The organism is Myxococcus hansupus (assembly GCF_000280925.3).
Classification (GTDB): domain Bacteria; phylum Myxococcota; class Myxococcia; order Myxococcales; family Myxococcaceae; genus Myxococcus; species Myxococcus hansupus.
The window spans coordinates 1,117,320-1,142,714 of the sequence record NZ_CP012109.1; the positions used below are offsets into that span (position 1 = coordinate 1,117,320).

Annotated in this window: 24 protein-coding genes; 18 read left to right on the forward strand and 6 right to left on the reverse strand. The window is 70.1% G+C overall.

All coding sequences use genetic code 11. The annotated features are described in order from the left end of the window. Positions 1–52: 52 nt before the first annotated feature. The 8 genes from A176_RS04690 to A176_RS04725 are packed head-to-tail and all read left to right on the forward strand — an operon-like array spanning position 53 to position 7,752. Complete coding sequence (locus A176_RS04690; RefSeq protein ID WP_002635762.1) at positions 53–1,855, forward strand: TIGR04551 family protein; 1,803 nt, start codon at positions 53–55, stop codon at positions 1,853–1,855. 2 nt (positions 1,856–1,857) lie between these two features. Continuing rightward, positions 1,858–2,118, forward strand: coding sequence for an LPS translocon maturation chaperone LptM (lptM, locus tag A176_RS04695; protein WP_002635761.1), 261 nt, complete (start codon positions 1,858–1,860; stop codon positions 2,116–2,118). Further along, on the forward strand, positions 2,115–3,356 hold the full coding sequence (gene lysA / locus A176_RS04700) for a diaminopimelate decarboxylase (protein WP_002635760.1): 1,242 nt from the start codon (positions 2,115–2,117) through the stop codon (positions 3,354–3,356). The genes lptM and lysA overlap by 4 nt, the downstream gene beginning before the upstream one ends. A gap of 16 nt (positions 3,357–3,372) precedes the next feature. After that, the gene (gene dapA / locus A176_RS04705) at positions 3,373–4,260 is read left to right on the forward strand and encodes a 4-hydroxy-tetrahydrodipicolinate synthase (protein WP_002635759.1); all 888 of its coding nucleotides are present in this window, start codon (positions 3,373–3,375) and stop codon (positions 4,258–4,260) included. Positions 4,261–4,299: 39 nt separating this feature from the next. Next, positions 4,300–5,115: a 4-hydroxy-tetrahydrodipicolinate reductase gene (gene dapB, locus A176_RS04710; protein ID WP_002635758.1), complete on the forward strand. Its 816-nt coding sequence runs from the start codon at positions 4,300–4,302 to the stop codon at positions 5,113–5,115. Further along, entirely contained in the window at positions 5,112–5,885 is a 774-nt protein-coding gene (locus A176_RS04715) for a fumarylacetoacetate hydrolase family protein (protein WP_002635757.1), read from the forward strand. The genes dapB and A176_RS04715 overlap by 4 nt, the downstream gene beginning before the upstream one ends. After that, complete coding sequence (gene folK, locus A176_RS04720) at positions 5,882–6,406, forward strand: 2-amino-4-hydroxy-6-hydroxymethyldihydropteridine diphosphokinase (protein ID WP_002635756.1); 525 nt, start codon at positions 5,882–5,884, stop codon at positions 6,404–6,406. Before A176_RS04715 ends, folK begins: the two co-directional genes overlap by 4 nt. Next, positions 6,403–7,752, forward strand: coding sequence for a tetratricopeptide repeat protein (locus A176_RS04725; RefSeq protein WP_044889688.1), 1,350 nt, complete (start codon positions 6,403–6,405; stop codon positions 7,750–7,752). Before folK ends, A176_RS04725 begins: the two co-directional genes overlap by 4 nt. A gap of 9 nt (positions 7,753–7,761) precedes the next feature. Here the strand turns inward: A176_RS04725 and A176_RS04730 are convergent, their stop codons facing one another. Continuing rightward, positions 7,762–8,820 (reverse strand): KpsF/GutQ family sugar-phosphate isomerase, encoded by a 1,059-nt coding sequence (locus tag A176_RS04730; protein ID WP_002635754.1) that lies wholly within the window; start codon positions 8,818–8,820, stop codon positions 7,762–7,764. 132 nt (positions 8,821–8,952) lie between these two features. Here A176_RS04730 and fsa point away from each other — a divergent pair, with 132 nt between their 5' ends. From fsa to A176_RS04750, 4 genes are all read left to right on the forward strand, one after another. Continuing rightward, on the forward strand, positions 8,953–9,609 hold the full coding sequence (gene fsa / locus A176_RS04735) for a fructose-6-phosphate aldolase (protein ID WP_002635753.1): 657 nt from the start codon (positions 8,953–8,955) through the stop codon (positions 9,607–9,609). Positions 9,610–9,798: 189 nt separating this feature from the next. Next, entirely contained in the window at positions 9,799–10,935 is a 1,137-nt protein-coding gene (locus A176_RS04740; RefSeq protein ID WP_002635752.1) for an acyl-CoA dehydrogenase family protein, read from the forward strand. A 149-nt stretch (positions 10,936–11,084) separates the two neighbouring features. Beyond that, positions 11,085–11,882 (forward strand): electron transfer flavoprotein subunit beta/FixA family protein, encoded by a 798-nt coding sequence (locus tag A176_RS04745; RefSeq protein ID WP_002635751.1) that lies wholly within the window; start codon positions 11,085–11,087, stop codon positions 11,880–11,882. 36 nt (positions 11,883–11,918) lie between these two features. After that, the gene (locus A176_RS04750) at positions 11,919–12,884 is read left to right on the forward strand and encodes an electron transfer flavoprotein subunit alpha/FixB family protein (protein WP_002635750.1); all 966 of its coding nucleotides are present in this window, start codon (positions 11,919–11,921) and stop codon (positions 12,882–12,884) included. A gap of 87 nt (positions 12,885–12,971) precedes the next feature. On the opposite strand, the gene A176_RS04755 is transcribed toward A176_RS04750, so the two are convergent. Then, positions 12,972–13,514, reverse strand: coding sequence for a cytochrome c oxidase assembly factor Coa1 family protein (locus A176_RS04755; RefSeq protein ID WP_002635749.1), 543 nt, complete (start codon positions 13,512–13,514; stop codon positions 12,972–12,974). Between the two features lie 167 nt (positions 13,515–13,681). Here A176_RS04755 and A176_RS04760 point away from each other — a divergent pair, with 167 nt between their 5' ends. From A176_RS04760 to A176_RS04775, 4 genes are all read left to right on the forward strand, one after another. Beyond that, positions 13,682–14,665 (forward strand): GNAT family N-acetyltransferase, encoded by a 984-nt coding sequence (locus A176_RS04760; protein ID WP_082282684.1) that lies wholly within the window; start codon positions 13,682–13,684, stop codon positions 14,663–14,665. A gap of 114 nt (positions 14,666–14,779) precedes the next feature. Then, complete coding sequence (locus A176_RS04765; protein ID WP_226994202.1) at positions 14,780–15,721, forward strand: DMT family transporter; 942 nt, start codon at positions 14,780–14,782, stop codon at positions 15,719–15,721. Between the two features lie 115 nt (positions 15,722–15,836). Beyond that, a complete protein-coding gene (locus A176_RS04770; protein WP_044889687.1) occupies positions 15,837–16,814 on the forward strand; it encodes an MBL fold metallo-hydrolase in 978 nt (325 codons plus the stop codon). Positions 16,815–16,850: 36 nt separating this feature from the next. Next, on the forward strand, positions 16,851–17,438 hold the full coding sequence (locus A176_RS04775) for an MOSC domain-containing protein (protein ID WP_044889686.1): 588 nt from the start codon (positions 16,851–16,853) through the stop codon (positions 17,436–17,438). 89 nt (positions 17,439–17,527) lie between these two features. Here A176_RS04775 and A176_RS04780 read toward each other — a convergent pair whose 3' ends face one another. Then, the gene (locus A176_RS04780; protein ID WP_002635744.1) at positions 17,528–18,994 is read right to left on the reverse strand and encodes a pentapeptide repeat-containing protein; all 1,467 of its coding nucleotides are present in this window, start codon (positions 18,992–18,994) and stop codon (positions 17,528–17,530) included. Between the two features lie 44 nt (positions 18,995–19,038). Between A176_RS04780 and A176_RS04785 the strand changes: the two genes are divergently transcribed. After that, positions 19,039–19,995: an RluA family pseudouridine synthase gene (locus A176_RS04785; protein ID WP_002635743.1), complete on the forward strand. Its 957-nt coding sequence runs from the start codon at positions 19,039–19,041 to the stop codon at positions 19,993–19,995. 27 nt (positions 19,996–20,022) lie between these two features. Continuing rightward, entirely contained in the window at positions 20,023–22,596 is a 2,574-nt protein-coding gene (locus A176_RS04790; protein ID WP_002635742.1) for a penicillin-binding protein 1A, read from the forward strand. Here A176_RS04790 and pyrF read toward each other — a convergent pair. Genes pyrF through A176_RS04805 form a run of 3 tightly spaced genes read right to left on the reverse strand, consistent with a single transcriptional unit; the run spans position 22,577 to position 25,315 of the window. After that, complete coding sequence (pyrF, locus tag A176_RS04795) at positions 22,577–23,443, reverse strand: orotidine-5'-phosphate decarboxylase (protein ID WP_002635741.1); 867 nt, start codon at positions 23,441–23,443, stop codon at positions 22,577–22,579. The genes A176_RS04790 and pyrF overlap by 20 nt on opposite strands. Before the next feature lie 31 nt (positions 23,444–23,474). Then, positions 23,475–24,236 carry an SDR family oxidoreductase gene (locus A176_RS04800; protein WP_021781112.1) on the reverse strand — a complete coding sequence of 254 codons (762 nt, stop codon included), beginning with the start codon at positions 24,234–24,236 and terminating at the stop codon, positions 23,475–23,477. 53 nt (positions 24,237–24,289) lie between these two features. Continuing rightward, complete coding sequence (locus tag A176_RS04805; protein WP_002640444.1) at positions 24,290–25,315, reverse strand: histone deacetylase family protein; 1,026 nt, start codon at positions 25,313–25,315, stop codon at positions 24,290–24,292. Positions 25,316–25,395 lie beyond the last annotated feature (80 nt).

The window sequence follows — 25,395 nt, forward strand, 5'->3', positions numbered from 1 at the left end:
CGCCCGCCTTTCAGACCCGGCCGCCCCCTGGCGGCCCTGGAGATCGTTGCCCATGTCTCACGCCCTGCTGGCGGCGCTGCTCGTCGCTTCTTCCACGGCCACCGCCCAGACGCCGGTGCCGGAGGGTAGCCCGCCCGCGCCAGCGGAAGCCGCACCCGCGGAGTCCGCCCCCACCGCGCCGGTGGAGAGCGCGCCCGTGCCCTCCCTTCGCGATGCCGTCAGCCGGGATGACCTGGCGGCGCTGAAGGAGGAGCTGCGCGAGGAGATTCGCGCCGAGGCCGCGAAGCAGTCCATTGGCGCGACGGACACGTGGGCCGAGGAGTTCCCGGAGGAGAAGCGCAAGCTCGAGGTCTTCACGCTCGACGGCTACTTCCGCGTCCGCCCCACGCTCTTCTACAAGTTCGACCTGGGCAAGCAGCCTGGCCGCGAGCTCTTCCCGCGCTCGCCCCGCAGCGCGCAGGAGAACACGCAGTCCTTCGCCACCATGCGCGCGCTCCTGGAGCCCACCTTCAACATCTCCGAGCAGGTGGCGTTGAAGATGGAGGTGCTCGGCCTGGACAACTTCGTGATGGGCGCCATGCCCGACACGCTGCTGCCCGGCAACACGCGCAACATCTTCAACATCTTCTCCGAGAGCCAGGACCCGCTCGCGGACGCGCTCCAGCACTCCATCAAGCTGCGCCGCGCCTACGGTGAAGTGAAGACGCCGGTGGGCATCCTGCGCTTCGGCCGCATGGGCAGCCAGTGGGGTCTGGGCATGCTGCGCAACGACGGCACCTGCTTCGACTGCGACTTCGGCGACACCGTGGACCGCATCCAGTTCGTCACCAACCCCTTCGAGGGCTGGTACGTGACGCCGATGGTGGACTTCAACGCGGAGGGCGTCATCGACAACCGCGGCACGGTGGGTGAGCCCGTCGACCTGACCCAGGCCGACGACGCGCATAGCTGGGTGCTGGCCATTGCCCGCCGTGACACCGACCAGGTCATCCGCTCCAAGCTGGACAACAACCAGGGCGTGCTCCAGTACGGCCTGCACTTCACCTTCCGGCAGCAGAAGTGGGAGTACGACGGCTCCACCACCAACGGGCCGGGCACGGGCTTCATCCCGCGCGACGCCTCGCTGTACGTGCCGGACTTCTGGCTGAAGTACGAGGAGAAGAACTGGCGCCTGGAGTTCGAGGTCGCCGCCCAGTTGGGCCGCATCGGCAACCGCGCGCTGGACGTGGGCGCCATCAACGACCCCACGCTGAACCAGAGCCTCACCGTGGCTCAGTTCGGCGGCGTGGCGCAGGGTGAGCTGCGGCTGCTGAACCAGAAGCTGTCGCTGAACATGGAGTTGGGCTTCGCCTCCGGTGACAAGGCGCCGGGCTTCGGCAACCAGCCGGGCCGCCCGGGCTCGGGCCCCAACGGCCAGACGGCTCCGGGGGACTTCGAGGGTCCGCAGTACAACTGCGGCACGGGCGGTTGCAGCGACAACGCCATCCGCAACTTCCGCTTCAACCGCGACTACCGCATCGACCTCATCCTGTGGCGCGAGCTGCTGGTGGGCGTGACGGACGCCATCTACGTGCGCCCGTCGGCCAAGTACACCATCACGGACGGGTTCGACATCTACGGCCGCGTCATCTACTCGCAGGCCGTGTACGCGGAGTCCACGCCGTCCTTCACGAACAAGGCGCTGGGCGTGGAGGTGAACGTGGGCGCGGACTACAAGACGGAGGACGGGTTCATCGCGGGTGTCGCCTACGGCATCCTGTTCCCGATGAGCGGTCTGCAGGAGTTCGCGGTGACCAACCGCAGCGACCTCGACACGCCGCAGACCATCCGCGCCTGGTTTGGCATGCAGTTCTAGTCATGCGCGCCACCCTCGCTCCCCTGTGTGTGGCCGCCAGCCTGTCGTTGACGCTGGTGGCCTGTGGCATCAAGGGCCCGCCCCGTCCTCCAGGTCCGCCGCCCGCGCCGGCCACGGAGACGCAGCCGCCGCCCACGGCCACGGAGCGGGGGCCCCTGGAGCCGTCGGGGCCGACCCTGACGCCCAGGCCGGAAGGCAGCGGGGTGCAGACGCCCCTCACGCCGTCGGAGTCCCCCGCGTCCGAGGACGCCGGAGTCCCGTGAACCACTTCAGCTATCGCAAGGGTGTGCTCCACGCGGAGGATGTGCCGCTCGCGGCCATCGCCGAGTCCGTGGGCACGCCGACCTACGTCTACTCCACCGCCACGCTCACCCGGCACGTCCGGGTGGTGACGGAGGCCTTCGGAGACCGGCCGCACCTCATCTGCTACTCGGTGAAGGCCAACTCGAACCTCGCCATCCTCCGGCTCATCGCCGACCAGGGCGGTGGGTTCGACATCGTCTCGGGCGGAGAGCTGGCCCGCGTCCGGCACGCCGGGGGCGACGTCGCCAAGACGGTGTTCGCGGGCGTGGGCAAGACGCAGGAGGAGATGGAGGCGGCGCTGTCCGCGGGCATCCTCCTCTTCAACGTGGAGAGCGCCGAGGAGTTGGAGGCCCTGGATGCGGTGGGCCGCCGCCTGGGCCGCCGCGCGCCGTTCGCGCTGCGCGTGAATCCGGACGTGGATGCGCGCACGCACCGCTACATCTCCACCGGCCTGAAGACGTCCAAGTTCGGCGTGCCCTTCGAGGAGGCCGTCGCCCTGTACGCGCGGGCGAAGAAGATGAAGGGCCTGGTGGCCACGGGGCTGGATTGTCACATCGGCTCACAGCTCACCCAGACGGCGCCCATGCGCGCGGCCCTGTCGAAGGTCGCCGGGCTGTACACGGCGCTGAAGGCGCAGGGGCACCCGCTGGCGTACCTGGACGTGGGCGGCGGGCTGGGCATCACCTACTCGGACGAGACGCCGCCGTCGCCGGACGAGTACGCACGCACCGTGCTGGCCGCCGCGGGGGCCACGGGCGCCACGCTCATCCTGGAGCCGGGGCGGGCGCTGGTGGGCAACGCGGGCGTGCTGCTCACGCGCGTGCTGTACCGGAAGAAGACGCCCGCGCGGCACTTCGTCGTGGTGGACGCGGGCATGAATGACTTGCTGCGCCCCGCGCTCTACGAGGCCCACCATGGTCTCCAGCCGCTGGTGAAGCGGCGGGGCAAGGCGGTGGAGGTGGACGTCGTGGGGCCGGTGTGTGAGTCCACCGACGTGCTGGCGAAGGCCCGGCCCCTGGTGTTGCCGCAAGCAGGCGAGCTGTTCGCCTTCATGAGCGCCGGGGCGTACGGCATGAGTATGTCGTCCACCTATAATTCCCGGCCGAGGCCCGCCGAGGTGCTCGTGGACGGCGCGGCGTGGCGCGTCGTGCGGGAGCGGGAGCGCGTCGAGGATCTCTGGCGCGGTGAGCGGGCCTGAACGTATAAGCCCCGTCATGAAGACCTTCGAAGGCTCCATGACGGCCCTGGCCACTCCGTTCCGCAACGGAGCGCTCGACGAGCCCGCATACCGGGCACTGGTCCGTCAGCAGATTGAAGGTGGCACGAGCGTGCTGGTGCCCATGGGCACCACCGGCGAGGCCGTCACCATGACGGCGGACGAGCGCGCGCGCGCCGTGAAGGTCGTGGTGGAGGAGGCGAAGGGCCGCGTGACGGTGGTGGGCGGCGCCGGCTCCAACAGCACGGCGGAGACCATCGAAGGCGTCCGCCGGGTGCGCGAGGCGGGCGCGGATGGCACGCTCATCGTCACGCCCTACTACAACAAGCCCACGCAGGCGGGCCTGGTGGAGCACTACCGCGCGGTGGCCCAGGCGCACCCGGGCTTCCCCATCATCGCCTACAACGTCCCGGGCCGGACGGGCGTGGACCTGCTGCCCGACACGGTGCTGCGGCTGTGTGACATCCCCGAGGTGGTGGCCCTCAAGGAGGCCACCGGCAGCATGTCGCGGGCCATCGACATCCTGGAGAAGTGTGGCGACCGGATGACGCTGCTGTCCGGTGACGACTTCACCGTGCTGCCCTTCATCGCCTGCGGCGGCAAGGGTGTCATCTCCGTGTCGTCCAACGTGGCGCCGCGGATGATGGCGGACCTGGTGGCGGCGGCGCGCAAGGGTGACATCGCGGTGGCGCGCGACCTCCAGGTGCGGATGAACGAGCTGCACCGGCTGCTCTTCATCGAGTCCAGCCCCTCGCCCGTGAAGTGGGGCCTGCACATCATGGGATTGTTTGGGCCCGAAGTGCGGTTGCCCCTGATGCAGATGACCGAGCCCAACGCCGCGAAGCTGCGCGACAGCATGCGCCAGCTCGGGTTGCTCAAGGGCTGAGCCTTTCCGCATCACGCCGTCACCTGGAGCGCGGCAGACATGATTCGCACCGTCATCACCGGTATCACCGGCCGCATGGGCAGCACGTTGCTTCGCCTGGCGCGCGACTCGGGAGACCTGCGGGTGGTGGGCGGCACGGCGCGTCCGGGCAGCCCCTCGGTGGGCCAGGACGCCGGGGTGGCCACGCGGCTGGGCCCCGTGGGCGTGCAGGTGGTGGACAGCCTGGAGCGAGCGCTGGACGCCTCGCCCGCGGATGTTGTCATCGACTTCACCAGCGCCGAGCTGAGCGTGGCCCACGCGAAGGTGTGCGCCGCGCGCGGCGTGGCCCTGGTCGTGGGCTCCACCGGCTTCACGCCGGAGGCGTCCGAGGCGCTGGCCCAGAGCGCGAAGGAGGTGCCCATCGTCGCCGCGCCGAACATGTCGGTGGGCGTCAACCTGGTCATCCGCATGGCCGCGGAGCTGGCGCGGGTGCTGGGGCCGGGCTTCGACGTGGAGGTGCTGGAGGCGCACCACCGCATGAAGAAGGACGCGCCCAGCGGCACCGCGCTGCGGCTGGCGGACGTGCTGGCGGAGGCGCTGGGCCGCACCCAGGATGATTTGGCCTTCGCCCGGCATGGGCAGATTGGCGCGCGTCCGGCGCGCGAGATTGGTGTGCAGACGCTCCGGGGCGGCGACGTGGTGGGCGAGCACACCGTGTACTTCTTCGGCGAGGGCGAGCGCATCGAGCTCACGCACCGAGCCACCAACCGAGACCAGTTCGCCGCGGGCGCGTTGAGGGCCGCGCGCTGGGTGGCGGGGCGCGCGCCTGGGCTCCACGACATGGCCGACGTGCTCGGCTTCCAGAGGACCGCATGACGACCGCGCGCTACTGCCGCTTCCTGCACGAGGGCCGCGCCCACCACGGGCGCGTGGAGGGCTCCGAGGTGGTGGTCCTCACCGGCGCGCCGTGGGCCGCCGGCTCGAAGGAGACGGGCATCCACCGCTCGTTGTCCTCGCTGACGCTGCTGGTGCCGTCGGACGCGTCCAAGGTGGTCTGCATCGGGCAGAACTACCGCAAGCACGCGGAGGAGATGGGCAAGCCGGTGCCGCCCGAGCCGCTCATCTTCACCAAGCCCTCCACGGCGCTCAACGGCACGCGCTCGCCCATCCGCATCCCCAAGGCGAGCCAGGAAGTGCACTACGAGGCGGAGCTGGCGCTCGTCATTGGCGAGAAGCTGAAGAACGCCGACGAGTCCACCGCCGCGCGCGCCATCTGGGGCCTCACCTGCTTCAACGACGTGACGGCGCGGGACGTCCAGCGGCGCGAGATTCAGCACACCCGCGCCAAGGGCTACGACACCTTCGCGTGCGCCGGGCCGTGGGCGGTGACGGGCCTGTCCCCGGACGACCTCCGGATTGTGTGCCGGGTGAATGGGGAGGTGCGCCAGGACAGCCGCACGTCCGACATGATTTTCAGCCCCGCGCGCCTGGTGTCGTTCATCTCCCACATCATGACGCTGCTGCCCGGGGACATCATCAGCACCGGGACGCCGTCCGGGGTGGGGAAGCTGTCGGCTGGGGACACGGTGGAGGTGGAGCTGGAGGGAATCGGAACCCTGGTGAACCCTGTTGAGCTGGAGCCGTGAGCGATACCGTCTACGTCGGATTGGGTTCGAACGAGGGGGAGCGCGAGAACCACCTCGTCGCCGCCCTGTCCGCGCTGTCCCGCATCGATGCGGTGGCGGTGCTCCACTGCTCGTCGTTGTTCGACAGCGCCCCCGTGGGGCCGCCGCAGCCGCGCTTCCTCAACGCGGTGGTGGCCCTGGAGTGTGGCCTGCCGCCGCAGCGGCTGCTCTGCATCCTCCAGCAGATTGAGAAGGACCTGGGCCGCCGCCGCGACGTGCGCTGGGGCCCGCGGACCATCGACCTGGACATCCTCTTCTGGGAGGGACAGGTGGTGGCGGACCCCACGCTCCAGGTGCCCCACCTGGAGCTGCACAAGCGCCGCTTCGCCCTGGAGCCGCTCGCGGAACTGGCGCCGCACCTGCGTCATCCGGTACTGGGGATGTCGGTGAAGGAGCTCCTCGGGAAACTCGCCCCGCAGGATGTTCGCAGGAGCGAGGCCACGTGGTGGCCGGAAGCGAGCTACTCGAGCAACGACACATGAACCTGTCCCTTGCCCTGGCCACCGCGGCGCTGCTGAGCGCGGAACCCTCCTCGACGCTCCCCGCTGGCCATCCGGTCATCCCTCCGGGGACGCAGGCCTCGCCCGCCCGGCCGGGGGCCGCCATGCCCGAGGGCCACCCGCCGACCGAGGGCGTGGCCCCCAGCATCAACCCGGAGCAGCTCCCGCCGGGCCACCCGCCCATGTCGGGCACGGGCCGGGCGCCGCCGTCCGCGGACGAGCTGCTGCGCCAGCTCGATTCGACCGAGGGGCTGGCGGACCGGGAGAAGACGTTCGAGATCGCCGCGTCGCTGGGGCGCCTCTACTACGTCAACGGCCGCAACACGGAGGCGCTCACGTATCTCCAGCAGGCGCTGTCGCGCGCCAGGCCCACGCGCGAGCTGTTCCTGGCGCAGCGCAAGAAGCTGGGCAAGGCCGCCATGCCCACCGCGGAGGCCGCGGGGTGTGGCTTCACCGTGAACATGCCGGTGGAGGAGATGGGCGCGGTCGCCCAGACGCGCGCGCAGAAGGGTGACGCCGCGGGCGCCGCTGCTTGTTCTCGCGCCGCGCTGGCGCCCGTGCTGGACGTGGCGGTGATGCAGGCCAACGCGCACTACCTGTCCAACGACAGCGCCAAGGCGCTGGCCGCCTACGACGCCGTGCTGGAGGTGGAGCCCCGGCACGAGGACGCCCTGTATTCGCGCGCGGCGCTGCTCTTCGAGACGAAGGGCGACGACGTCGCGGCGCTGAAGGAGGCGGGCGCGGGCTTCGAGGCGCTGGTGGCCGCGCACCCGGATTCGTATCGCGCGTCCATGGCGAAGCGGATGGCGGGGCTGGTGGAGGAGACGGTGAGGGCGGGGGGCCGCAAGAAGCTGGTGGCGTCGCGCGCCGAGGACCGCCGCATCCGCTTGTCGCAGGCGCCCACCGCCGCCGCGCCGGACGCGCCCCGTCCGCTGTCGCAGGACATGGTGGACGCGGTGAAGAACACCGAGCGCACGCCGGAGCTGGAGCAGGGCCTGGCGAAGCTGGTGGAGGAGGGCGAGGCGCTCCTGGCGAAGGGGAACTACCAGGAGGCGCTCGCCAACTACACGCGCGTGGTGCCCTTCCAGCCGGAGAATGGTCGCGCGAAGGCGGGCATGGCCTGGGCCCTGGTGGGCCTGGAGCGCCCCATGGCCGCGCGCGTGTGGGGCGTGGCCGTGCAGTCCGACCCGCTCTCCGTGGAGAAGCTGGGCGACACCTTGAAGGCCAAGGGGGACGAGAAGGGCGCGAAGGCGCTCTGGGCGAAGCTCGCCGCCGACGCGCCGGAGTACCCCAACAAGGCCAGCCTCCAGGAGAAGCTGGGGAAGTAGCCGCCTTCGTCAGACGAACTTCGCGGCCAGCAGGTCCTGCACGTCGAGCAGGCCCACCGCGCGGCCCTCCACGTCCACCACGGGGAGCTGGTCCACCCGCAGCTCGCGCATCTGCGCGGTCGCTGTGAGCACCAGCGTCTCCGGCGTCACGCAGCGCGGGTTCTTCCCCATCAGCTCGCGCACCGGCACCGTGAAGTCCGTGAGGCCCGACTCCACGCGGCGGCGCAAATCGCCGTCGGTGAAGATGCCCACCAGCTTCCCCGCCTTGTCCACCACGCAGGCGGCGCCCGGCCGGCCCGGCGTCTTCGTCATCACCGCCACCACCGCGGACAGCGGCGAGGTGTCCCGCACCAGCGGGTTGGCGGGGCCCGTGCGCATCAGCTCGAAGACGCGCTGCACGGAGCGCCCCAGCTTCCCGCCCGGGTGCAGCAGCGCGTAGTCCTCCGTCCCGAAGGGTCGCGAGCGCAGCACCGTCATCGCCAGCGCGTCACCCACCGCGTGCAGCGCGGCCGTGGAGGCCGTGGGCACCATCCCCATGGGGCACGCCTCCGCGATGGCGCCGATGTCCAACACCACGTCCGCGCCGCGCCCCAGCGGGCTCTTCGCGTCACCCGTGAGGGCGATGACGGGCGTCTCCATCCGCTTGAAGGACGGGAGCAGCCGGAGGAGCTCCTCCGTGGAGCCGCTGTTGGACAGCGCGAGGATGACGTCGCCGCGCCCCACGCGCCCCAGGTCCCCGTGCACGGCCTCCGCGGGGTGCAGGTACACGGAGCGGATGCCGGTGGAGGCCAGCGTGGCGGACAGCTTCTGCCCGATGTGGCCCGCCTTGCCCATGCCGGTGACGACCACCTGGCTTCGGCAGTCGCGCACCAGTTGCACGGCGCGCAGGAAGTCATCGCCCAGGCGCTCCATCACCCCGAGGATGGCGCGGGCCTCCGCCTCCAGGACGCTCCGCGCATAGGCGAGCGTCGCCTCCGCGTCGGAGGGCGCTTCGGGGGCCGGGGCGGCGCGGCCGGGGAGGGCGCGAAGACGGGGCTTCTTGGCGGCGGAACGGGAAGGGCGGGCCATGGGCGGTGTCCGGCCTTCTACCTCCGCCCCCTGGTGGTGGCCACCCTTGACGCATGGGGGGCCATCGGTTACGCGCCTGCTCGCCCGGTCGCCTTCGGCCGGGGCACATTCCACCTTCAGGAGAGGGACGAGATGAAGTTCTTCATCGACAGCGCCGACGTGGAGGAGATTCGCAAGGCCCACGCCATGGGCTGCGTGGACGGAGTGACGACCAACCCGTCCCTGCTCGCCAAGGTGGGCCGGGGCCTGGATGAGACCATCCGCGAAATCTGTAGCATCGTGGACGGCCCCATCAGCGCCGAATGTGTGTCCCTGGAGGCGGATGACCTCATCAAGGAGGGCCGCACCCTGGCGAAGATTCACGACAACGTCGTGGTCAAGATTCCCATGGGCGTGGAGGGCATGAAGGCCACCAAGGCGCTCACCGCCGAGGGCATCCGCACCAACGTCACCCTGTGCTTCTCCGCCAACCAGGCCCTGCTGTGCGCGAAGGCCGGCGCCACCTACGTGTCGCCCTTCGTGGGCCGCCTGGATGACATCTCCCAGGACGGCATGGAGCTCATCTCCCACATCCTGGAAATCTACCGGAACTACGAGCAGTTCAACACGCAGGTGCTGGTGGCCAGCGTGCGCAACCCCGTGCACGTGCTCCAGGCCGCGCGCCTGGGCGCGGACGTGGCCACGCTGCCGTACAACGTCATCACCCAGCTCGCCAACCACCCGCTCACCGACTCCGGCATCAAGAAGTTCCTGGCGGACTGGGAGAAGGTCCCCAAGGCGGCCAAGTAACCCCCGGAAAAGCAAGTTTCGCGGCGGGTTTTCCAGGCCCCGCCCCCTGCCCGGGGGTGGGGCTTTTCTTTCTGAGAAGATGGGCGGGCGTCATCCCTGGGGTCCAGGCGGGTTGCACTGGAGATTTCGCGCCGTGGCATGTATTCGTTGACTCCCGAGTCAACATGCCAACGGAGGCACGAGGGCCCCATGGAATTCCAGCTCACCGACGCCCAGCGCGCGCTGCAGGACGCGGCTCGCAAGTTCGCCCGTGAAGTGATTCGCCCCAAGGCCGCTCATTACGATGAGACGGCCACGTTCCCTCGTGACCTGCTGACCGCGGCGTGGGAGCTGGGCCTGCTCAACATGGCCATCCCCGCCGAGTACGGCGGCGTGGGCCTCTCCCACCTGGAGCAGGTCATCGTCGCCGAGGAGCTGAGCTGGGGCTGCGCGGGTGTGGCGACGTCCATCATCGCCAACGACCTGGCCAACCTCCCCATCATCCTCCACGCGACGGACGAGCAGAAGAAGCGCCTGCTGGGGCACTTCGCGGAGAAGGTGAAGTTCTCCTCCTTCTGTCTCACGGAGCCGGAGGCGGGCAGCGACGTGGCCAACATGCAGACCACGGCGCGGCGCGAGGGCGACCACTACGTCCTCAACGGCGCCAAGTGCTTCATCACCAATGGAGGCCACGCCGAGCAGTACACGGTGTTCGCCACCATGGATAAGTCCAAGAAGCACAAGGGCATCACCTGCTTCGTGGTGGAGGGCCGTCCGGAAGGCCTCACCGTCAGCAAGCACGAGAACAAGATGGGCCAGCGCGCCAGCGACACCGTGTCGCTGACGTTCGAGGACGTCCGCGTCCCGGTGGAGAACCGCATTGGCGAAGAGGGACAGGGCTTCGCCATCGCCATGGCCACGCTGGACAACAGCCGTCCGTTGACGGCGATGTTCTCGGTGGGCATCGCCCGGGCCGCGCTGGAGCACTCCATGGAGTACGCCAGCCAGCGCCGCACCTTCGGCAAGCCCATCATCGAGCACCAGGCCGTCCAGTTCATGATCGCGGAGATGGGCATGAACACCCACGCGGCCCGCATGCTCACCTACGAGAGCGCGTGGCTGCTGGACGAGGGCAAGCGCAACACCCTCCAGTCCAGCTACGCCAAGTGCTTCGCGGCCGACATGGCCATGAAGGTCGCCACCGACGCGGTGCAGGTCTACGGCGGCTACGGCTACATCAAGGAGTACCCCGTGGAGAAGCTGATGCGCGACGCCAAGCTCATCCAGGTCTACGAGGGCACCAGCCAGGTCCAGCGGCTCGTCATCGCGCGGGAACTGTTCAAGTAGCGCCGCAGTACCGCGTCCGGCGGCCTTTCCCATTGCCGCCGCGACGCGCCAATGCCTATTAACCCAGGCCGTTCGCGCGCCGAGTCAACCTGGCCCGCCCGGACTGTTTTCCAGATTCCAAACTCCTCCCCGTAAGGAGAAGCACCGCCGTGAAGATTCTCGTCACCGCCAAGCGCGTGGAAGACCCCGAGTCCAAGATCAAGGTCAAGCCGGATGGCTCGGGCATCGTTCAGGAGGGGCTCAAGTACAAGATCAACCCCTTCGATGAAATCGGCGTGGAAGAAGGTCTGCGCCTCGTCGCCAAGCACCAGGGCGAAGTTGTCGTCGTGTCCATCGGCGGCAAGGAAGTCCAGGAGCAGCTCCGTCACGCCCTGGCCATGGGCGCGCACCGCGCCGTGTGGGTGAACCACACGGGCCCGGTGGACCAGCTCGGCATCGCCGGCCTGCTCCAGAAGGTCGTGGAGAAGGAGCAGCCGGACCTCGTCGTCCTGGGCAAGCAGTCCATCGACGATGACCAGAACCAGGTGGGCCAGTATCTCGCCGAGTTCCTGGGCTGGGGCCAGGCCACGTTCGCCTCCAAGGTCGAGTCCATGGAGAGCGAGCAGGAGAAGAACAAGGTCCCGGCCATCGTCGTCTCCGCGGACAAGAAGAGCGTGCAGGTGATTCGCGAGGTCGACAACGGGCTCGCCACGGTGGAGTGCCAGCTCCCCGCCGTCGTCACCACCGACCTGCGCCTCAACCAGCCGCGCTACGCCAGCCTCCCGGGCATCATGAAGGCGAAGAGCAAGCCGATTGAGGAGCTGTCGCCGGCGAAGCTGGGCGTGGACGTCACCCCGGCCATCCAGGTCCTGAAGATGTCCTCGCCGCCGCCCCGCAAGGCCGGCATCAAGGTGGAGGACGTCCCGTCCCTGGTCGCGAAGCTGCACAACGAGGCGAAGGTCGTCTGAGCGGCCCTTCCGCACACACTTTACGGAGTCATTCACATGCCAATCGTTCTCATTGTCGCCGAGCAGCAGCCGGACGGGAACCTCCGCAAGGCCACCCTCAACGCCATCTCCGCCGGCAAGCAGCTCGCGGAGAAGGCCGGTGGTGAGCTTCACATCGCCCTGGTGGGCAAGGACCCCGCCAAGGCCGGCGACGAGCTCAAGGGCTTCGGCGCCAAGGCCGTCCACGTGGGCGCCGCGCCCGAGCTGGAGCACTACCTGGCGGAGACCTACGCGCCCGCCATCGCCGCCCTCGCCCAGGAGCTGAAGGCGGACTACATCGGCATGGCGTCCACCGCGCAGGGCAAGGATCTGCTGCCCCGCGTGGCCGGCCGTCTGCGCGCCGCCATGGCCACCGACGTCATGGCCATCAACGGCAGCGGCGCGGACATCACCTTCACGCGCCCCATGTGGGCCGGCAACGTCTTCGCCGACGTGAAGCTGACCACGCCGGTGAAGGTGCTCACCCTGCGCGCCACGGAGTTCACCGCGGCCGCCGGTGGTCAGGGCGCCTCCGAGGTGAAGGCCTTCAGCCCGAAGGTCGAGGCCTCCAAGACGAAGTTCGTCGACTTCAAGGAAGTGAAGAGCGCGCGTCCCGAGCTGACGGAGGCCCGCGTGGTCGTCTCCGGTGGCCGTGGCACCAAGGGCGACTTCAAGGAGATTGAGGGCCTGGCCGACGACCTCGGCGCCGCCGTGGGCGCGTCCCGCGCGGTGTGCGACGCCGGTTGGGTTCCCAATGACTTGCAGGTTGGTCAGACGGGCAAGGTCGTGGCGCCGGCGCTGTACATCGCCGCGGGCATCAGCGGCGCCATCCAGCACCTGGCGGGCATGAAGAGCTCGAAGACCATCGTCGCCATCAACAAGGACCCCGAGGCCCCCATCTTCCAGGTGGCGGACTACGGCATGGTGGCGGACCTCTTCAAGGTGCTGCCCGAGCTGCGCGCGGAGCTGGCGAAGCTGAAGTAGTCCCGCGGGACACGCGTGTGTCCTCCTCCAAGGGGCGACGTGGGGACCTCCCCGCGCCGCCCCTTCGCATTTCCGGGAGGCGCCGCCCTACAGCTCGATTTCGCGCCCCGCGTCGCGAGGCGCTTGCTCGCCGGGCTCCGGGGGCTCGTCCGCGTAGGGCGGCTCGCCGGGCAGGGGCAGCTCGGGGCGCGTCGGGGGTTCGTCACGCAGCAGGTTGATGACGGTGCCGTCGCGCAGGTGGACGGTGAGGGCGGTGAAGCGCCACGGCGCGTCGCCGCGCTGCTCGCCCTGGGCATGCAGCGTGGCCTCGCCACGCGGCCCCTTCAACGGCAGGGAGAACTGCGCGCGCGAGGTGTCATTGCGCCGTTGGGTCGACGAGCGCCGGGGCATGCCACTTTCGATGGGCGTGCCCAGCGCGCGCTCCACCTCCGGGTCCGCGATGGCGATGGCGACGGCTTCCCGGTGGGCGTCGGACTGTCCCAGCGACGTGAAGCCCAGGTACGCGGCGAGCATTCCCAGGCAGGCACACGAGGCCAGCAGGCCCAGGCATCCCAGCGGCATGGCCCAGCGCCAATTGCGGCTCCACCACCCGGGCCGGGGCGCCAGCGAACCATCCTGCACCGTGTCCATGAACGCTTCCCTCGCGCTTCGCGTGCGGCCCCCTCATATTTCGCTCCAGGGCCGCGCGGGGAACGCGTGGAAGGCTCCTCACGCCGCCAACGGTTGGTGTGTGTACCGGGCAACAGGTAGATTTCGCGCGTGCTCCAGTGGGCCGGTGGGCACGTGAGGCAGGGAGCATGACGTCGCGCAAAGCCTCCTCCGCAGAGGTGATGGTGCACGTACTGGAGGCCCTGCCCCTGGGGCACCGGCTCTGGGTGCGGGGTGTGGGGCGCGGCCTGTCGCCCTTGCTCCGCCCGAGAGACTCGGTGCGCGTGCTGCGCTGCGGTCCAGGACTGCTCGCTCCCGGAGATGTCGCGCTGCTGCGCCAGGAGGACGAACTGGTGGCGCACGTGGTGCTGTCCACGGCGCCCTGGCGGACCGCGCCGCTCCTGGGGCCGCCGGACGCGCCCGGAGGCGTCGCGCTGGGCCGGGTGGTGGCCCTCCGGCGCGGCCCCTGGGTGATGCCGCTGCCCCGGCCCTTCCGCCCGGCACTGTGGATGGCCCAACAGGCCGCCTCCACGGCGTGGGCCTGGCCCCGCTCCCGGGTAGTGTCTCGGCGCGTGCGCAACTTCCTGTACGCCGGCTGGTCACTGCCGCTGCGCCGCCGGCTGGTGGGGACGCTGGAGGTGCGCCTGCTGACGGCGAAGGACCTGGACGCGCTGCTGGCCTTCGCGGAGGAGCGGCTGGTGGTGACGCCGGGCTTCTTGCGCCGCCAGCTCCGTGAGCGCTGGGGCGTGTCCGAGGCGGAGCGTCGGGGCGCCGCGGCGGGGGCCTTCGATGCCTCGGGGCGTCTGCAAGGCTTCGCGTGGGTGGACTCCTACCGTCAGGAAGGGCTGCACCTGGAAGGACTCTGGGTGCGTTCCCTGGTGGTGGCACCCCGGGCCCGGCTCATGGGGCTGGCCACCCGCATCCTCCACGTGTTGATGGCGGAGGCCCGGCGGCAGGGCGAGGAGCGGCTCTACGCGGACGTGGACGAAGGCAACGCGGCCTCCCTGCGCACCTTCGACCGGCTGGGGTTCCAGCGGGCGGACGAGAAGCTGACCCAGCAGGCCAACGAGGCCTGGGACGCCACCGGGGACTCCACGCGGCTCGTCGTGTTCGAGCTCCGGCTGGAGGCCTGAGCCCGCGGAGGGTTGCGCGGCCGCCCGGGCTGCGTCAGAAAGCGCCCGGCCGGGGACTCCGCGCGCCGTGTGGTGACGGACCGGCTGTCCCCCTTGCAGGTGGAAACGCCCGACATGAGCACCTCGACGTCCGACATGCTGCCGGTCGCTTCGGATTCGGCGTCGCGGTCGCAGCGGCTCCGCGCGGATGGCGCGCTGGCGCTCATCACCTCGCTGTGGGGCATCACCTTCGTGGTGGTGAAGGACGCGCTCGGGCATGGCGACCCGTTCACCTTCCTCACGCTGCGCTTCCTCGTGGGCGCGGTGGTGCTGACGGCGCTGGCGGGGCGGCAGGTGCTGACGGCGCGCAACCTGCGCACCGGGACGATGCTGGGCACGTGCCTCTTCCTGGCCTTCGCGCTGCAAACGGTGGGGCTGGCCACCACCACGCCGTCCCGTTCCGCGTTCATCACCGGGCTGTGCGTGCTGCTCGTGCCGCTGCTGTCCGTGGTCGTCTACCGGAGGGCGCCGAAGTTCACCTCGCTCCTGGGCGTGGGACTGGCGGCGGTGGGGCTCTACTTCTTCACGCAGCCGGAGGGGGGCCTGACGGCGGGCGGCCTGTCCCGGGGCGACGTGCTGTCCCTGGGCTGCGCGGTGGCCTACGCGTGCCACATCCTCCTCACGGAGCGGCACGCGCCCAAGCAGGGCGTCATGGGGCTGGTGGCGGTGCAGTTGTGGACGGTGGCGGCGCTGTCCGCCGCGTGCCTGCCCTTCGTGGAGCGGAGGCTGACGTGGCATCCGTCCCTGGTGGGCGCGGTGCTCCTCTGCGGCGTGCTCGCCAGCGCGCTGGCCATCAGCGTCCAGACGTGGGGGCAGGCGCGCACCACGGCGGTCCGCGCGGCGCTCATCTACTCGCTCGAGTCGGTGTTCGCCGCGGTGTACTCGGTGGCGCTGGGCTACGAGGTGCTCGGGCCTCGCGAATGGATGGGCGGCGGGCTCATCCTGTCCGGGGTGCTGATGTCCGAGGTGGGCGCGGTGGCCTGGCTGTGGTGGCGGGCTCGGGCACCTGCACGTTGACCGTGCTTCCTGGGCTCACGTGCTGGCGTGGGGCCTGTCCTCCAGCCGGGCGGGCGGGGCCGAGAAGTGAGGCGGGCCCCGGAGGAGGGGACGCGCTATACCCGGGGCCCTTCCCATGAGTGTGGAGCTGCGCCGAAACGGGATGCACCTGACGGGCACCCCCCTGTCCCTGGATGCGAAGCGGAAGTCGCCGCTGTGCTTCGTGAGTCACGGGCACTCGGACCACATCGCGCGGCATGAGAGCACCATCGCCACCGCGGCCACGCTGCGCTTCATGGCGCACCGGTTGGGGCCCGTGCGCGAGCCGCGCGAGGTGCCGTTCAACACGCCCTTCGAGTTGGGGGCGCTGCGGCTGGAGCTGCTGCCCGCGGGGCACATCCTGGGCAGCGCGCAGTTGCGCGTGACGCGGCCGGATGGGCGCCGCATCGTCTACACCGGAGACCTCAATGTGGCGCCGTCGCTCACCGCCGAGGCGACGGTGGTGGCGGAGTGCGACACGCTCGTCATCGAGTCCACCTTCGGCCATCCGCGCTACCGCTTCCCGCCGCGCGCGGAGGTGCTGGGGCAGGTGGAGGCGTGGCTGCGGATGCAGTTGGAGCGCGGCGCCGTGCCGGTGCTGCTCGGTTATCCGCTGGGCAAGAGCCAGGAGGCGATGAAGCACCTGGCGGGACGCGGCTTCTCGCTGGTGGCGCACGCCTCCATCTTTGAAGTGGCCCAGCTCTACGCCGAGCTGGGCGTGCCGATTGAGAACCTGCGCTGCTACGACGGCCGCGTGGAGCCGGGCGAGGTGCTCTTCTTCCCACCGCACCACGCGCGCGGTGGGGCGCTGGCGCCGCTGTGGCCTCGGGCGACGGCGGTGCTGACGGGCTGGGCGGTGGACCGGGGCGCGTCGCGGCGCTACGGCGCGGACGTGGCGTTTGCGCTGTCGGACCACGCGGACTTCCCGGGGCTGGTGTCCTACGCGAAGTCCACGGGCGCGCGGGAGGTGCTGACGTGCCACGGCTTCGCCGAGGAGCTGGCGCAGGCGCTGCGTGACGCGGGCATGGACGCGCGGCCGTTGGGTGGCAAGCCGCAGCAGCTCGGGTTGTTCTGATGCGCGGCGCCGGGCCGGGGTAGCATCCAGGACGCCATGAGCCGCAAGACGCCGCAACTGGAGGGACGCCTCGTGCGCGTCCTCGTGTGTACCGAGCGCAAGAGCTTCGTTACCAAGGAGCTGCCCGAGGCGCGCGTGTCCTTCGAGGGCTTGGAGGGGGACCGGCACGCGGGCCTGACGCGCGCGGCGGACGTGCGCACGCCGTGGTTCCCGAAGGGCACGCCCATCCGCAACACGCGGCAATTCTCCCTGGTGTCGACCGAGGAGCTCGCGCAGGTCGCGGAGGCGCTGGGGGTTCCGCGCGTGCTCGCGACGTGGTTGGGCGCGAACCTGGAGGTGGCGGGGGTGCCTCGGCTGACGCACCTGCCACCGGGCACCCGGCTGTTCTTCCCCGAGGACACGACGCTGGTGGTGGAAGGGGAGAACGAGCCTTGCGTGGGGCCCGGGCGCGTCATCGAGGCGCATCACCCGGACCTGCCGAAGCTGGCGAGCCGCTTCGTGAAGGCGGCCTGGCAGCGCCGAGGACTCGTGGCCTGGGTGGAGCGCCCCGGCGTCATCCGCGCGGGTGACACCGTGCGGGTGGTGCTGCCCCATCCGGTGACGTACGTGCTGCCAGGGGCCTGAGCCGCGGGCCACAAACACCACGGGGCCGCCAGGTCCGGAAGCGTGTCCCGGACCCCGCGGCCCCGCGGGCCTCGACCTTCACCGGACGGCTACTCCTCCGGTGATTGGACGATGAGCTTCTCCTTGCCACACACGTCACAGCGCAGGTGGACGAAGAGGTCGCCGTCGCTCTCCTCGGGCACTTCACCCTCGGGGACGCCCAGCTCCTCCTTCGCCAGCGCCGCGACCTTGGCGGGAATCTCCTCCGCCTTCAGCGACTGGACGTACGTCATCTCCCGGTCGTGGCACTCGCGCGTCTCGGGACCCGTCAGCCACGACGGCTCCATGCCCTCCGGCAGCCGGCTCACCAGCTCCAGGTTGGTGACGGACTCGGCCAGGTAGGCCAGCCGCCGCAGCCGGGCCTCTTCCGGCAGCGCCGCGAAGACCTGGAAGCCCTCCAGCAGGGCATTGCGGTCCTCACCCGTGGCCAACTGCGCCAGCTCCATGGACGCGTCGCTCGACTCCAGCGCCTCGTCCCAGTTGTTGTCCGGGTTGAAGCCCGCCTCCAGCAGCGACGTGTAGAGCTGCGTGGCCGCCAGCCGGCGCCGCGCCTCCTGCAGGTGCTCCACGACTTCGTGCGTCAGCCGCAGCTCCAGGAGCGCGCCGGTGGTGCGCGGGTCGATGGAGCCCGTCAGGTCATCCACCTCCACCTCTTCCCGCAGCGCGCCCTTGAGCACCTGGGCCGCGGAGAAGCGGAACAGGGGCAGCACGCCCACCTCGCGCAGGTACATGGCCGCCACGGGGGCGTCCTTGGCACCCATGCGCAGCGCCTTCTGCGCGCGGTCCACCACCGCAGGGTCCGCCGCGGGCTTCTTGTTCTCCAGCCGCGTCTTCACCGCCTCGCGGTAGAGCGTCTCCAGCGAGCTGCCCGGGGGCAGCCGCTGCGGCAGGAGCGGGCGCAGGCCCGGAACGTCCAGCACCCACAGCGGCGGCACGCCCATCCGCTTCAGGGCCCGGAAGAAGAGCGACCCGGGCGGGTCCTGGGGCCGGAAGGGCGGGAGTTCGTCGCTGGGGGCGTCGCCCTGGAGCAGCGAGGCCGCCTGAGCGCCCAGCGCCTTCTCGCGCTGCTCACGGGTGAACGCGGTGATGCCCTGCGCGGGGGGCGGCGGAGGCGGTGGGGCCTCCTCGCCGTCCAGACCGACGACGCGGTCCATGTCCACGTCGTCCATCTCGAGGTCGTCGAGGCCCTTGGCGCCCGTGAAGTCGCAGCGCAACAACTTCAGCTTTTCGAACGTGGTGCCTTCGAGGTTCGCACCCCGAAAGTCGCAGTCCTGGAGCCGGCCGCCATGGAAGTAGGCGTTGGAAAGGTCCGCGTCCCGGAAGTTGACCTTGGACAGGTCGCACCGGTCCCACTCGGAGCCGATGAGGCCGAGGCCGGACAGGTCCGTGTTGGCGGAGAACAGTTGAGTGAAGGTGGCGCCGGTATGGTCGGTGGCGACCTGGCCGGACTTGCGCATCCGGTTCCATTCCGCCGAGCCACTCTGGAGAAGCTTCTCGATACTGGGGGCTTTCGCCATGGACCCGGGATTATTCGTATGGTCTGGTCCGTGCGCCAGCACAAATGATCGAGTACCGAATCGAAGCCGACACCGCCGGGATGCGGCTGGACAAGCACCTGCGCAAACGGCTCCCCAATGTTCCGGTGAGCCACCTCTTCAAGATGATTCGCACCAAGAAGGTGCGGGTAAACGGCAAGCGCGCGCAGCCCGAGCAGTTGCTGTCCGAAGGAGACGTGCTCACCATCCGCGGCGACGAGCAGCAGCTCGTGGGGGCGGAACGTCCAAAAGTGGACCCGCCTCCACCACCGGTGGACCCCAGCCGGTTGGTCATCCTTCGAGAGGACGACTGGCTCATGGCCGTGGACAAGCCCAGTGGAATGGCCGTCCATACCGGCAGTGGCATCACCGGCGGCACGCTGGTGGACTACGTGCGGGCCTACCTGGGCCCCAAGGCCACCCGCAACGACTTCACGGCCTCGCCCGCGCACCGGCTGGACCGGGAGACCTCCGGCGTCATCCTGGTGGCCAAGCGGCGCCCGGCCATGGTGCATTTCACCGAGGTCTTCACCCACGGCCTGTCCCGCAAGCGCTACCTGACCCTGGTGAAAGGGAAGATGCCCAAGGACTCGGGCGTCATCGACCTGCCGCTGGCCGAGCACCAGCAGACGGCCGAATCCAAGGCCCGTCGTGGGGTGAACATGCAGGCGGCCGTCACCCGGTGGAAGGTCGTGAAGCAGTCGGCCGAGGTGGCGCTCCTATCCTGCGCCATCGAGACCGGGCGCACGCATCAGATAAGAAGGCATCTGGCCGCCATCGGACATCCGGTGGTCGGAGACTCGAAGTACGGAGACTTCGCCTTCAATCGCGACGTGCGGGCGCGCTGGGGGCTCAAAAGGATGTTCCTGCACGCCGAGCGCATCGAATTCCCGCATCCCGAAGGCGGCGCGAAGGTGGCCGTCGAAGCCCCCCTCGCCGTCGAACTCCGAGATGTGCTCAAGCGGGCGGCCCTGGTGCCCTGACGCCCGCGAGGCCCAAAAGAAACGCGTATGTCCGACCCTAAATCCGCTGACCGCAGCCGCTCGAAGCTGGTGCTCGAGGGCGTCCCAACCAAGCGCTGGTGGAAGTTCCTGCTGAAGAGCGCGGGATGGCTGGCGCTGACCGGGGCCACGGCCGCCGGGATTGCCGTGACGGCCCTGTACTACGTGTACTCGGATGGGTTGCCCGCAATCCCGAAGGTGGACGAGTACTGGCCGCCCATCGTCACCGAGGTCTACACCGACGACGCGGTGCTCGCGGGTGAGTTCTACGAAGAGCGCCGCAAGGTGGTGGCCTACGACCGGATTCCGAAGCGGCTGGTGCAGGCGTTCATCGCCTCCGAGGACTCCAGCTTCTTCGACCACTTCGGCGTGGACGTGTTGGGCACCGCGCGCGCCGGCTTCAAGACGGTGAGCTCGAAGCTGGGCCTGCGCTCCGGCGGCATCCAGGGTGGTTCCACGCTGACGCAGCAGACCGCGAAGGCGGTGCTCATCTCCGCGGAGGGCTACAAGTCCGCCACCGCGAAGACGCTCACCCGCAAGATTCGCGAGGCCATCCTCGCCCGGCGCCTGGAGGAGTCGCTGACGAAGGAGGAGATTCTCTACCTCTACCTCAACAACGTCTTCCTCGGTCACCACAGCTACGGCGTGCAGAGCGCCGCGGAGAACTACTACCGCAAGGACGTGCGCGACCTGACGCTGGGCGAGATGACGCTCATCGCGGGCCTGCCGCAGGCGCCCAGCCGCTACTCGCCGTTCCTGCGTCCGGAGGCGGCCCGCAAGCGCCGCTCCTACGTGCTGCGCCGCATGCTGGTGGAGGGCATGATTTCGCAGGCCGAGCACGACGCCGCCAACGCCGAAGAGGTGAAGGTGTACCCCGTGGAGGACGTCTTCCACGAGTTCGCGCCGTACTTCGTGGAGCAGGTGCGCAAGGACCTGGTGGACCGCTACGGCAACCCCGTGCTGCTCAAGGCGGGCCTCAAGGTCTTCACCACCATGGACAGTGAGCGCCAGCGCGCCGCGCAGGACGCGGTGCTGCACGGCCTGTTGTCGGTGGACAAGCGCCAGGGCTGGCGCGGCCCGGTGGAGCAGCTTGCGTCGAAGGACGCGGTCCAGGAGTTCATCACCAAGGCGAAGAAGACGATGGGCGCGCAGGAGCTGGTGGAGAACCGGCTCTACGTGGGCGTCGTCACCGCCATCGACTCGGACGGCAAGGGCGCCGACGTGCAGGTGGGGCCGCACAAGGGCCGGTTGCCGCTCTTGGGCATGCGCTGGGCGCGCAAGGTGAACCCGGAGGGCTACTACCCGGCGATGATGATCACGTCGGTGAAGAAGGCCATCGCGGAGAATGACGTCATCGTGGTGCGCCACGTGACGAAGAAGGACCTCACGGACGACAAGGAGCAGTGGGACAAGAAGCTGGCGGATGAAATCCCCAGCGAGGGCGTGAAGCTCTTCCGCCTGGAGCAGACGCCGGAGGCGCAGAGCGCGCTCGTCTCCATCGACCCCCACCGTCAGTACCTCTCCGCGATGGTGGGCGGGTACGACTTCGACGACAACGAATTCAACCGCGCGTTCCAGGCGTGCCGCCAGCCGGGCAGCTCGTTCAAGCCCTTCGTGTACTCCGCGGCGCTGGAGCAGCTCGACTGGACGCAGGCCACCGTGCTGGTCGACTCGCCCATCGTCGAGCACGACCCGGACACCAAGGTGTCGTGGAAGCCGGCCAACTACAGCGACAAGTTCGAGGGCGAGGTGCTGCTGCGCACCTCGCTGGTCAACTCGCTCAACGTGCCCGCGGTGAAGACGTTCGGCGCGGTGGGCGTGAAGAACATGGCCGCGTGGAGCACGAAGCTCGGCATCACCACGCCCATGAACATGGACTTCTCCGCGGCGCTGGGCTCCTCGTGCGTGTACCCGGTGGACCTGGCCAACGCCTACGCCACCTTCAACCGGTACGGCCGCAAGAAGCCCACGTACTTCATCCGCAAGATTGAAGACCGCTGGGGCCGCACGCTGGAGGACCACACGGCCTTCGACGACGCGTGGGCGCCGCTGCAGGACCGCGTGGCCGCCGGCTACGCGCGCCTCTTCGAGCCGGGCGAGCAGGTGATGAGCCCGGAGGCTGGCTTCATCCTCACGCACCTCCTGCGCGGCGTGGTGCTCCAGGGCACCGGTGGCCCCGCGCAGCGCCTGGGCAAGCCGGCGGCGGGCAAGACGGGCACCACGAACGACTCCTTCGACGCGTGGTTCGCCGGCTACACCCGCGACCTGGTGACGGTGGCGTGGGTGGGCTACGACTTGAACCCGCACCCGCTGGGCCGCTACGAGACGGGCGGCCGCGCCGCGCTCCCCATCTGGCTCAACTACATGAAGAGCGCGCTGGAGGGCCGCCCGCAGTCGGAGTTCTACCCGTGGCAGTCCATGAACCTGGTGCGGCTCCACATCGACAAGAAGACGGGGAAGATTGCCCCCGCCGGCTCCAAGGATTCGGAGCTGATGTTCTTCAAGAAGGGCACCGAGCCGAAGGACGCGGTGCCCGACAAGAACACGGTCGACGTCGATCAGTTCATGATGGGCGCGCAGTAGCGCGGAAGGCGCGGGCCGGCGCCAGGTGCCGGTCCAGCGCTTGACGCAGGGAGGCGGCATCCGGCCCCGCCTCCAGCACCGAGCGCGTGGCGGTGGGGATGACCTGCGCCTCGCGCCCCGCGAACAGTCGCTTCAAGTCGTCGAAGCCGGCGCCCTGCGCGCCGATGCCGGGCGTGAGCAGCAGCGCTCCGCCGAGCCGCTCGATGACGCCGTGGTCCGAGTCCGGGAGGGTGGCGCCCATGACGGCGCCCGCCACCGGCGCCGCGTCCTTGCCGGGCTTCTCGTTGAAGGCGCGCAGGCCGTCCGCCAGCGCCTCCGCCACGGTGCGGCCGTCCTCGCCGCGTGCCGTCTGGAGTGACGTGCCCTCCGGGTTGGAGGAGCGCACCACCACGAAGGCGGCGGCCCCGGACGCGCGCGCGCGCTCCAGCGTCTTCAGCAGGGCGCCCAGGCCCAGGTAGGCGGTGAAGGTGGCCGCGTCCGCCGCGTAGGCGCTGCCCTCGCCGAAGAGGCTCTCCGCGTACGCGTCCATGGTGGAGCCGATGTCACCGCGCTTCACGTCCAGCAGGGTGAGGGTGCCCGCGGCCTTGAAGCGGCGCATTACATCCTGGAGCACCTGGAGGCCCGCGGGGCCGTGGCGCTCGAAGAAGGCGCTCTGCGGCTTCACCACCGCGACGCGGTCTCCCGCGGCGTCGGCCACGCGCTCGCAGAAGTCGCGCAGGCCCTGCGCGTTGTCGGGCAGGCCCCAGCGCGCGAGCAAATCTTTCGACGGGTCGATGCCCAGGCAGAACGGCGAGCGCTGTTCGGCCAGTTGGCTGAAGCGGTGGGCGAAGGGAAGGGGCGTCGTCACCGGGCGTCTCCGGAGCAGGGGAAGGGGAGGCTCAGCGCAGCCGGCGCGCGGCCGCGTCGAAGATGGGATTGGGCAGCACCTTCGCCATGCGCGTGGGCACCGCGAGCTGCCAGGGGAAGGACACCTCCGCGTCGCCGCGGACGATGCCCTGGCCCATCAGCTCCACCGCGTCATGCGTCTCCATGAGGAAGGGCATGGGGAAGTTGTTGGTGGCCGTCATCTCGCTCTTCACGAAGCCGGGGTAGATGCAGGTGGCGCGCACGCCGGTGCCGCTCAGGTCCACGCGCAGGCTCTCCATGAAGGTGGACAGGAAGGCCTTGGACGCGGAGTAGGCCGCGTGGCCCGCCAGGCCTCGGATGCCCGCGAGGCTGGAGACGCCCACCAGGTGCCCGCGCTTGCGCTCCACCATGTTGGGCAGCACGGCGCTCAGCGTGGCCGCGGCGCCAGTGACGTTGGTGTCGATGATGCCGCGCACGCGCTCCCACTGGAGGCGCTTGGCGTTCGTGGTGCCGCCCACGCCCGCGTTGGCCACCACCAGGTCCAGGCCGCCACACTCCGCGTCGAGCGCGCGGATGCGCTCCATCGTGGCGTCCGGCTTCGTGACGTCCATCTCCACCGGTTCAATGGTGACGCCGGCCGCCTGGGCCTCGGCCGTCAGGGCCTGCAACTGCGGCAGGCGGCGGCCCGTGGCGAACACGCGGACGCCGCGCTTCGCGAGCCACAGCGCCAATCCGCGGCCCAGGCCGCTCGAGGCGCCCGTCACCAAGGCCGTCCGGTAGTTCGTCTCCGTCATGCTGTCCTCCCGTGTGCAGGTGGAGGGCTTCTCGCACGGTTGCCAGGGGATGGCTACATGCGGGGCCAGTAGGGCCGCATCGCGTCGCGGCTGGCCTTCAGCGCGTCCCGCGCGTCCGCGTGGACGTCCCCCGTGGGGAAGCTGTCCTTGCGCCCGGCGAGCACCTCCACGCACGCATGCACGGACTGCGACAGGCCCTCCAGCGAATAGCCGCCCTCCAGCAGCAGCACCAACCGGCCGTCACACGCGCTGTCGGCCAGGGACTTCATCGCGGAGCACATGGCCGCGAAGCCGCGCTCGCTGACGTCCATGCCGCCAATCGGGTCGTGCTGGTGCGAGTCGAAGCCCGCGGACACCAGGATGAGCTGCGGCTTGAACGCGTCCGCCACGGGCAGCAGCAGCTCCTCGAAAATCATTCCGTAGTCCGCGTCCGAGTTGCCGCCCGGCAGGCCCACGTTGACGGTGTAGCCCTCACCCGGGCCTCTGCCAACCTCGTCGGCCGCGCCGGTGCCCGGGTAGTAGGGGAACTGGTGCACCGACTGGTACATGACGTCGCGGCGCTTCCAGAAGGCCGCCTGGGTGCCGTTGCCGTGGTGCACGTCCCAGTCGAGCACCAGCACGCGCTCGGCGCCCAGCCGCCGTCCCGCCTCCGCGGCGATGGCCGCGTTGTTGAGCAGGCAGAAGCCCATGGCCTTGTCGGGCTCGGCGTGGTGGCCGGGCGGGCGCACCAGCGCGAAGGCGTTGCGGGCCTCGCCCTTCATCACCGCCTCCACCGCCTGGATGGAGGCGCCGGCGGCGAGCCTCGCCGCGTCCACGCTGTCGGGGGACACGAGGGTGTCCGCGTCGACTTGCGCCTTCTGCCCGTTGAGGCGCTGGAGGTACGCGAGCAGCTCCGGCGTGTGCACCGCCGCCAGCTCCGCGTCCGTGGCCGAGCGCGGCGCGGTGAGCAGCGTGCCCTTCACTGGCGCGCTCGCCAGCACGCCGAGGATGCGCCGCAGACGGGAGGGCGACTCGGGGTGGCCCTGCCCGGGGTCATGCTGGAAGAAGAGGGGGTCCGTCAGTAGCAGGGTGGAGGACATCCGGAAGACCTTACGCATCCGCCAAGCGGGAAGTCAGCGCCCTGGAGGGCGGGCGGCGCCATCGCCCTGTTCTTGCCCTG

Bases quoted from the DNA above. Each gene is read 5' to 3' on its own strand.
- A176_RS04770 (WP_044889687.1), top strand. From the start codon at position 15,837: ATGAGTGTGGAGCTGCGCCGAAACGGGATGCACCTGACGGGCACCCCC.
- fsa (WP_002635753.1), top strand. From the start codon at position 8,953: ATGAAGTTCTTCATCGACAGCGCCGACGTGGAGGAGATTCGCAAGGCC.
- A176_RS04805 (WP_002640444.1), bottom strand. From the start codon at position 25,315: ATGTCCTCCACCCTGCTACTGACGGACCCCCTCTTCTTCCAGCATGAC.
- dapA (WP_002635759.1), top strand. From the start codon at position 3,373: ATGAAGACCTTCGAAGGCTCCATGACGGCCCTGGCCACTCCGTTCCGC.
- A176_RS04725 (WP_044889688.1), top strand. From the start codon at position 6,403: ATGAACCTGTCCCTTGCCCTGGCCACCGCGGCGCTGCTGAGCGCGGAA.
- A176_RS04750 (WP_002635750.1), top strand. From the start codon at position 11,919: ATGCCAATCGTTCTCATTGTCGCCGAGCAGCAGCCGGACGGGAACCTC.
- A176_RS04760 (WP_082282684.1), top strand. From the start codon at position 13,682: ATGACGTCGCGCAAAGCCTCCTCCGCAGAGGTGATGGTGCACGTACTG.
- A176_RS04740 (WP_002635752.1), top strand. From the start codon at position 9,799: ATGGAATTCCAGCTCACCGACGCCCAGCGCGCGCTGCAGGACGCGGCT.
- A176_RS04690 (WP_002635762.1), top strand. From the start codon at position 53: ATGTCTCACGCCCTGCTGGCGGCGCTGCTCGTCGCTTCTTCCACGGCC.
- lptM (WP_002635761.1), top strand. From the start codon at position 1,858: ATGCGCGCCACCCTCGCTCCCCTGTGTGTGGCCGCCAGCCTGTCGTTG.
- A176_RS04715 (WP_002635757.1), top strand. From the start codon at position 5,112: ATGACGACCGCGCGCTACTGCCGCTTCCTGCACGAGGGCCGCGCCCAC.
- A176_RS04775 (WP_044889686.1), top strand. From the start codon at position 16,851: ATGAGCCGCAAGACGCCGCAACTGGAGGGACGCCTCGTGCGCGTCCTC.
- A176_RS04755 (WP_002635749.1), bottom strand. From the start codon at position 13,514: ATGGACACGGTGCAGGATGGTTCGCTGGCGCCCCGGCCCGGGTGGTGG.
- A176_RS04790 (WP_002635742.1), top strand. From the start codon at position 20,023: ATGTCCGACCCTAAATCCGCTGACCGCAGCCGCTCGAAGCTGGTGCTC.
- A176_RS04765 (WP_226994202.1), top strand. From the start codon at position 14,780: ATGAGCACCTCGACGTCCGACATGCTGCCGGTCGCTTCGGATTCGGCG.
- A176_RS04785 (WP_002635743.1), top strand. From the start codon at position 19,039: ATGATCGAGTACCGAATCGAAGCCGACACCGCCGGGATGCGGCTGGAC.
- A176_RS04780 (WP_002635744.1), bottom strand. From the start codon at position 18,994: ATGGCGAAAGCCCCCAGTATCGAGAAGCTTCTCCAGAGTGGCTCGGCG.
- A176_RS04730 (WP_002635754.1), bottom strand. From the start codon at position 8,820: ATGGCCCGCCCTTCCCGTTCCGCCGCCAAGAAGCCCCGTCTTCGCGCC.
- dapB (WP_002635758.1), top strand. From the start codon at position 4,300: ATGATTCGCACCGTCATCACCGGTATCACCGGCCGCATGGGCAGCACG.
- A176_RS04800 (WP_021781112.1), bottom strand. From the start codon at position 24,236: ATGACGGAGACGAACTACCGGACGGCCTTGGTGACGGGCGCCTCGAGC.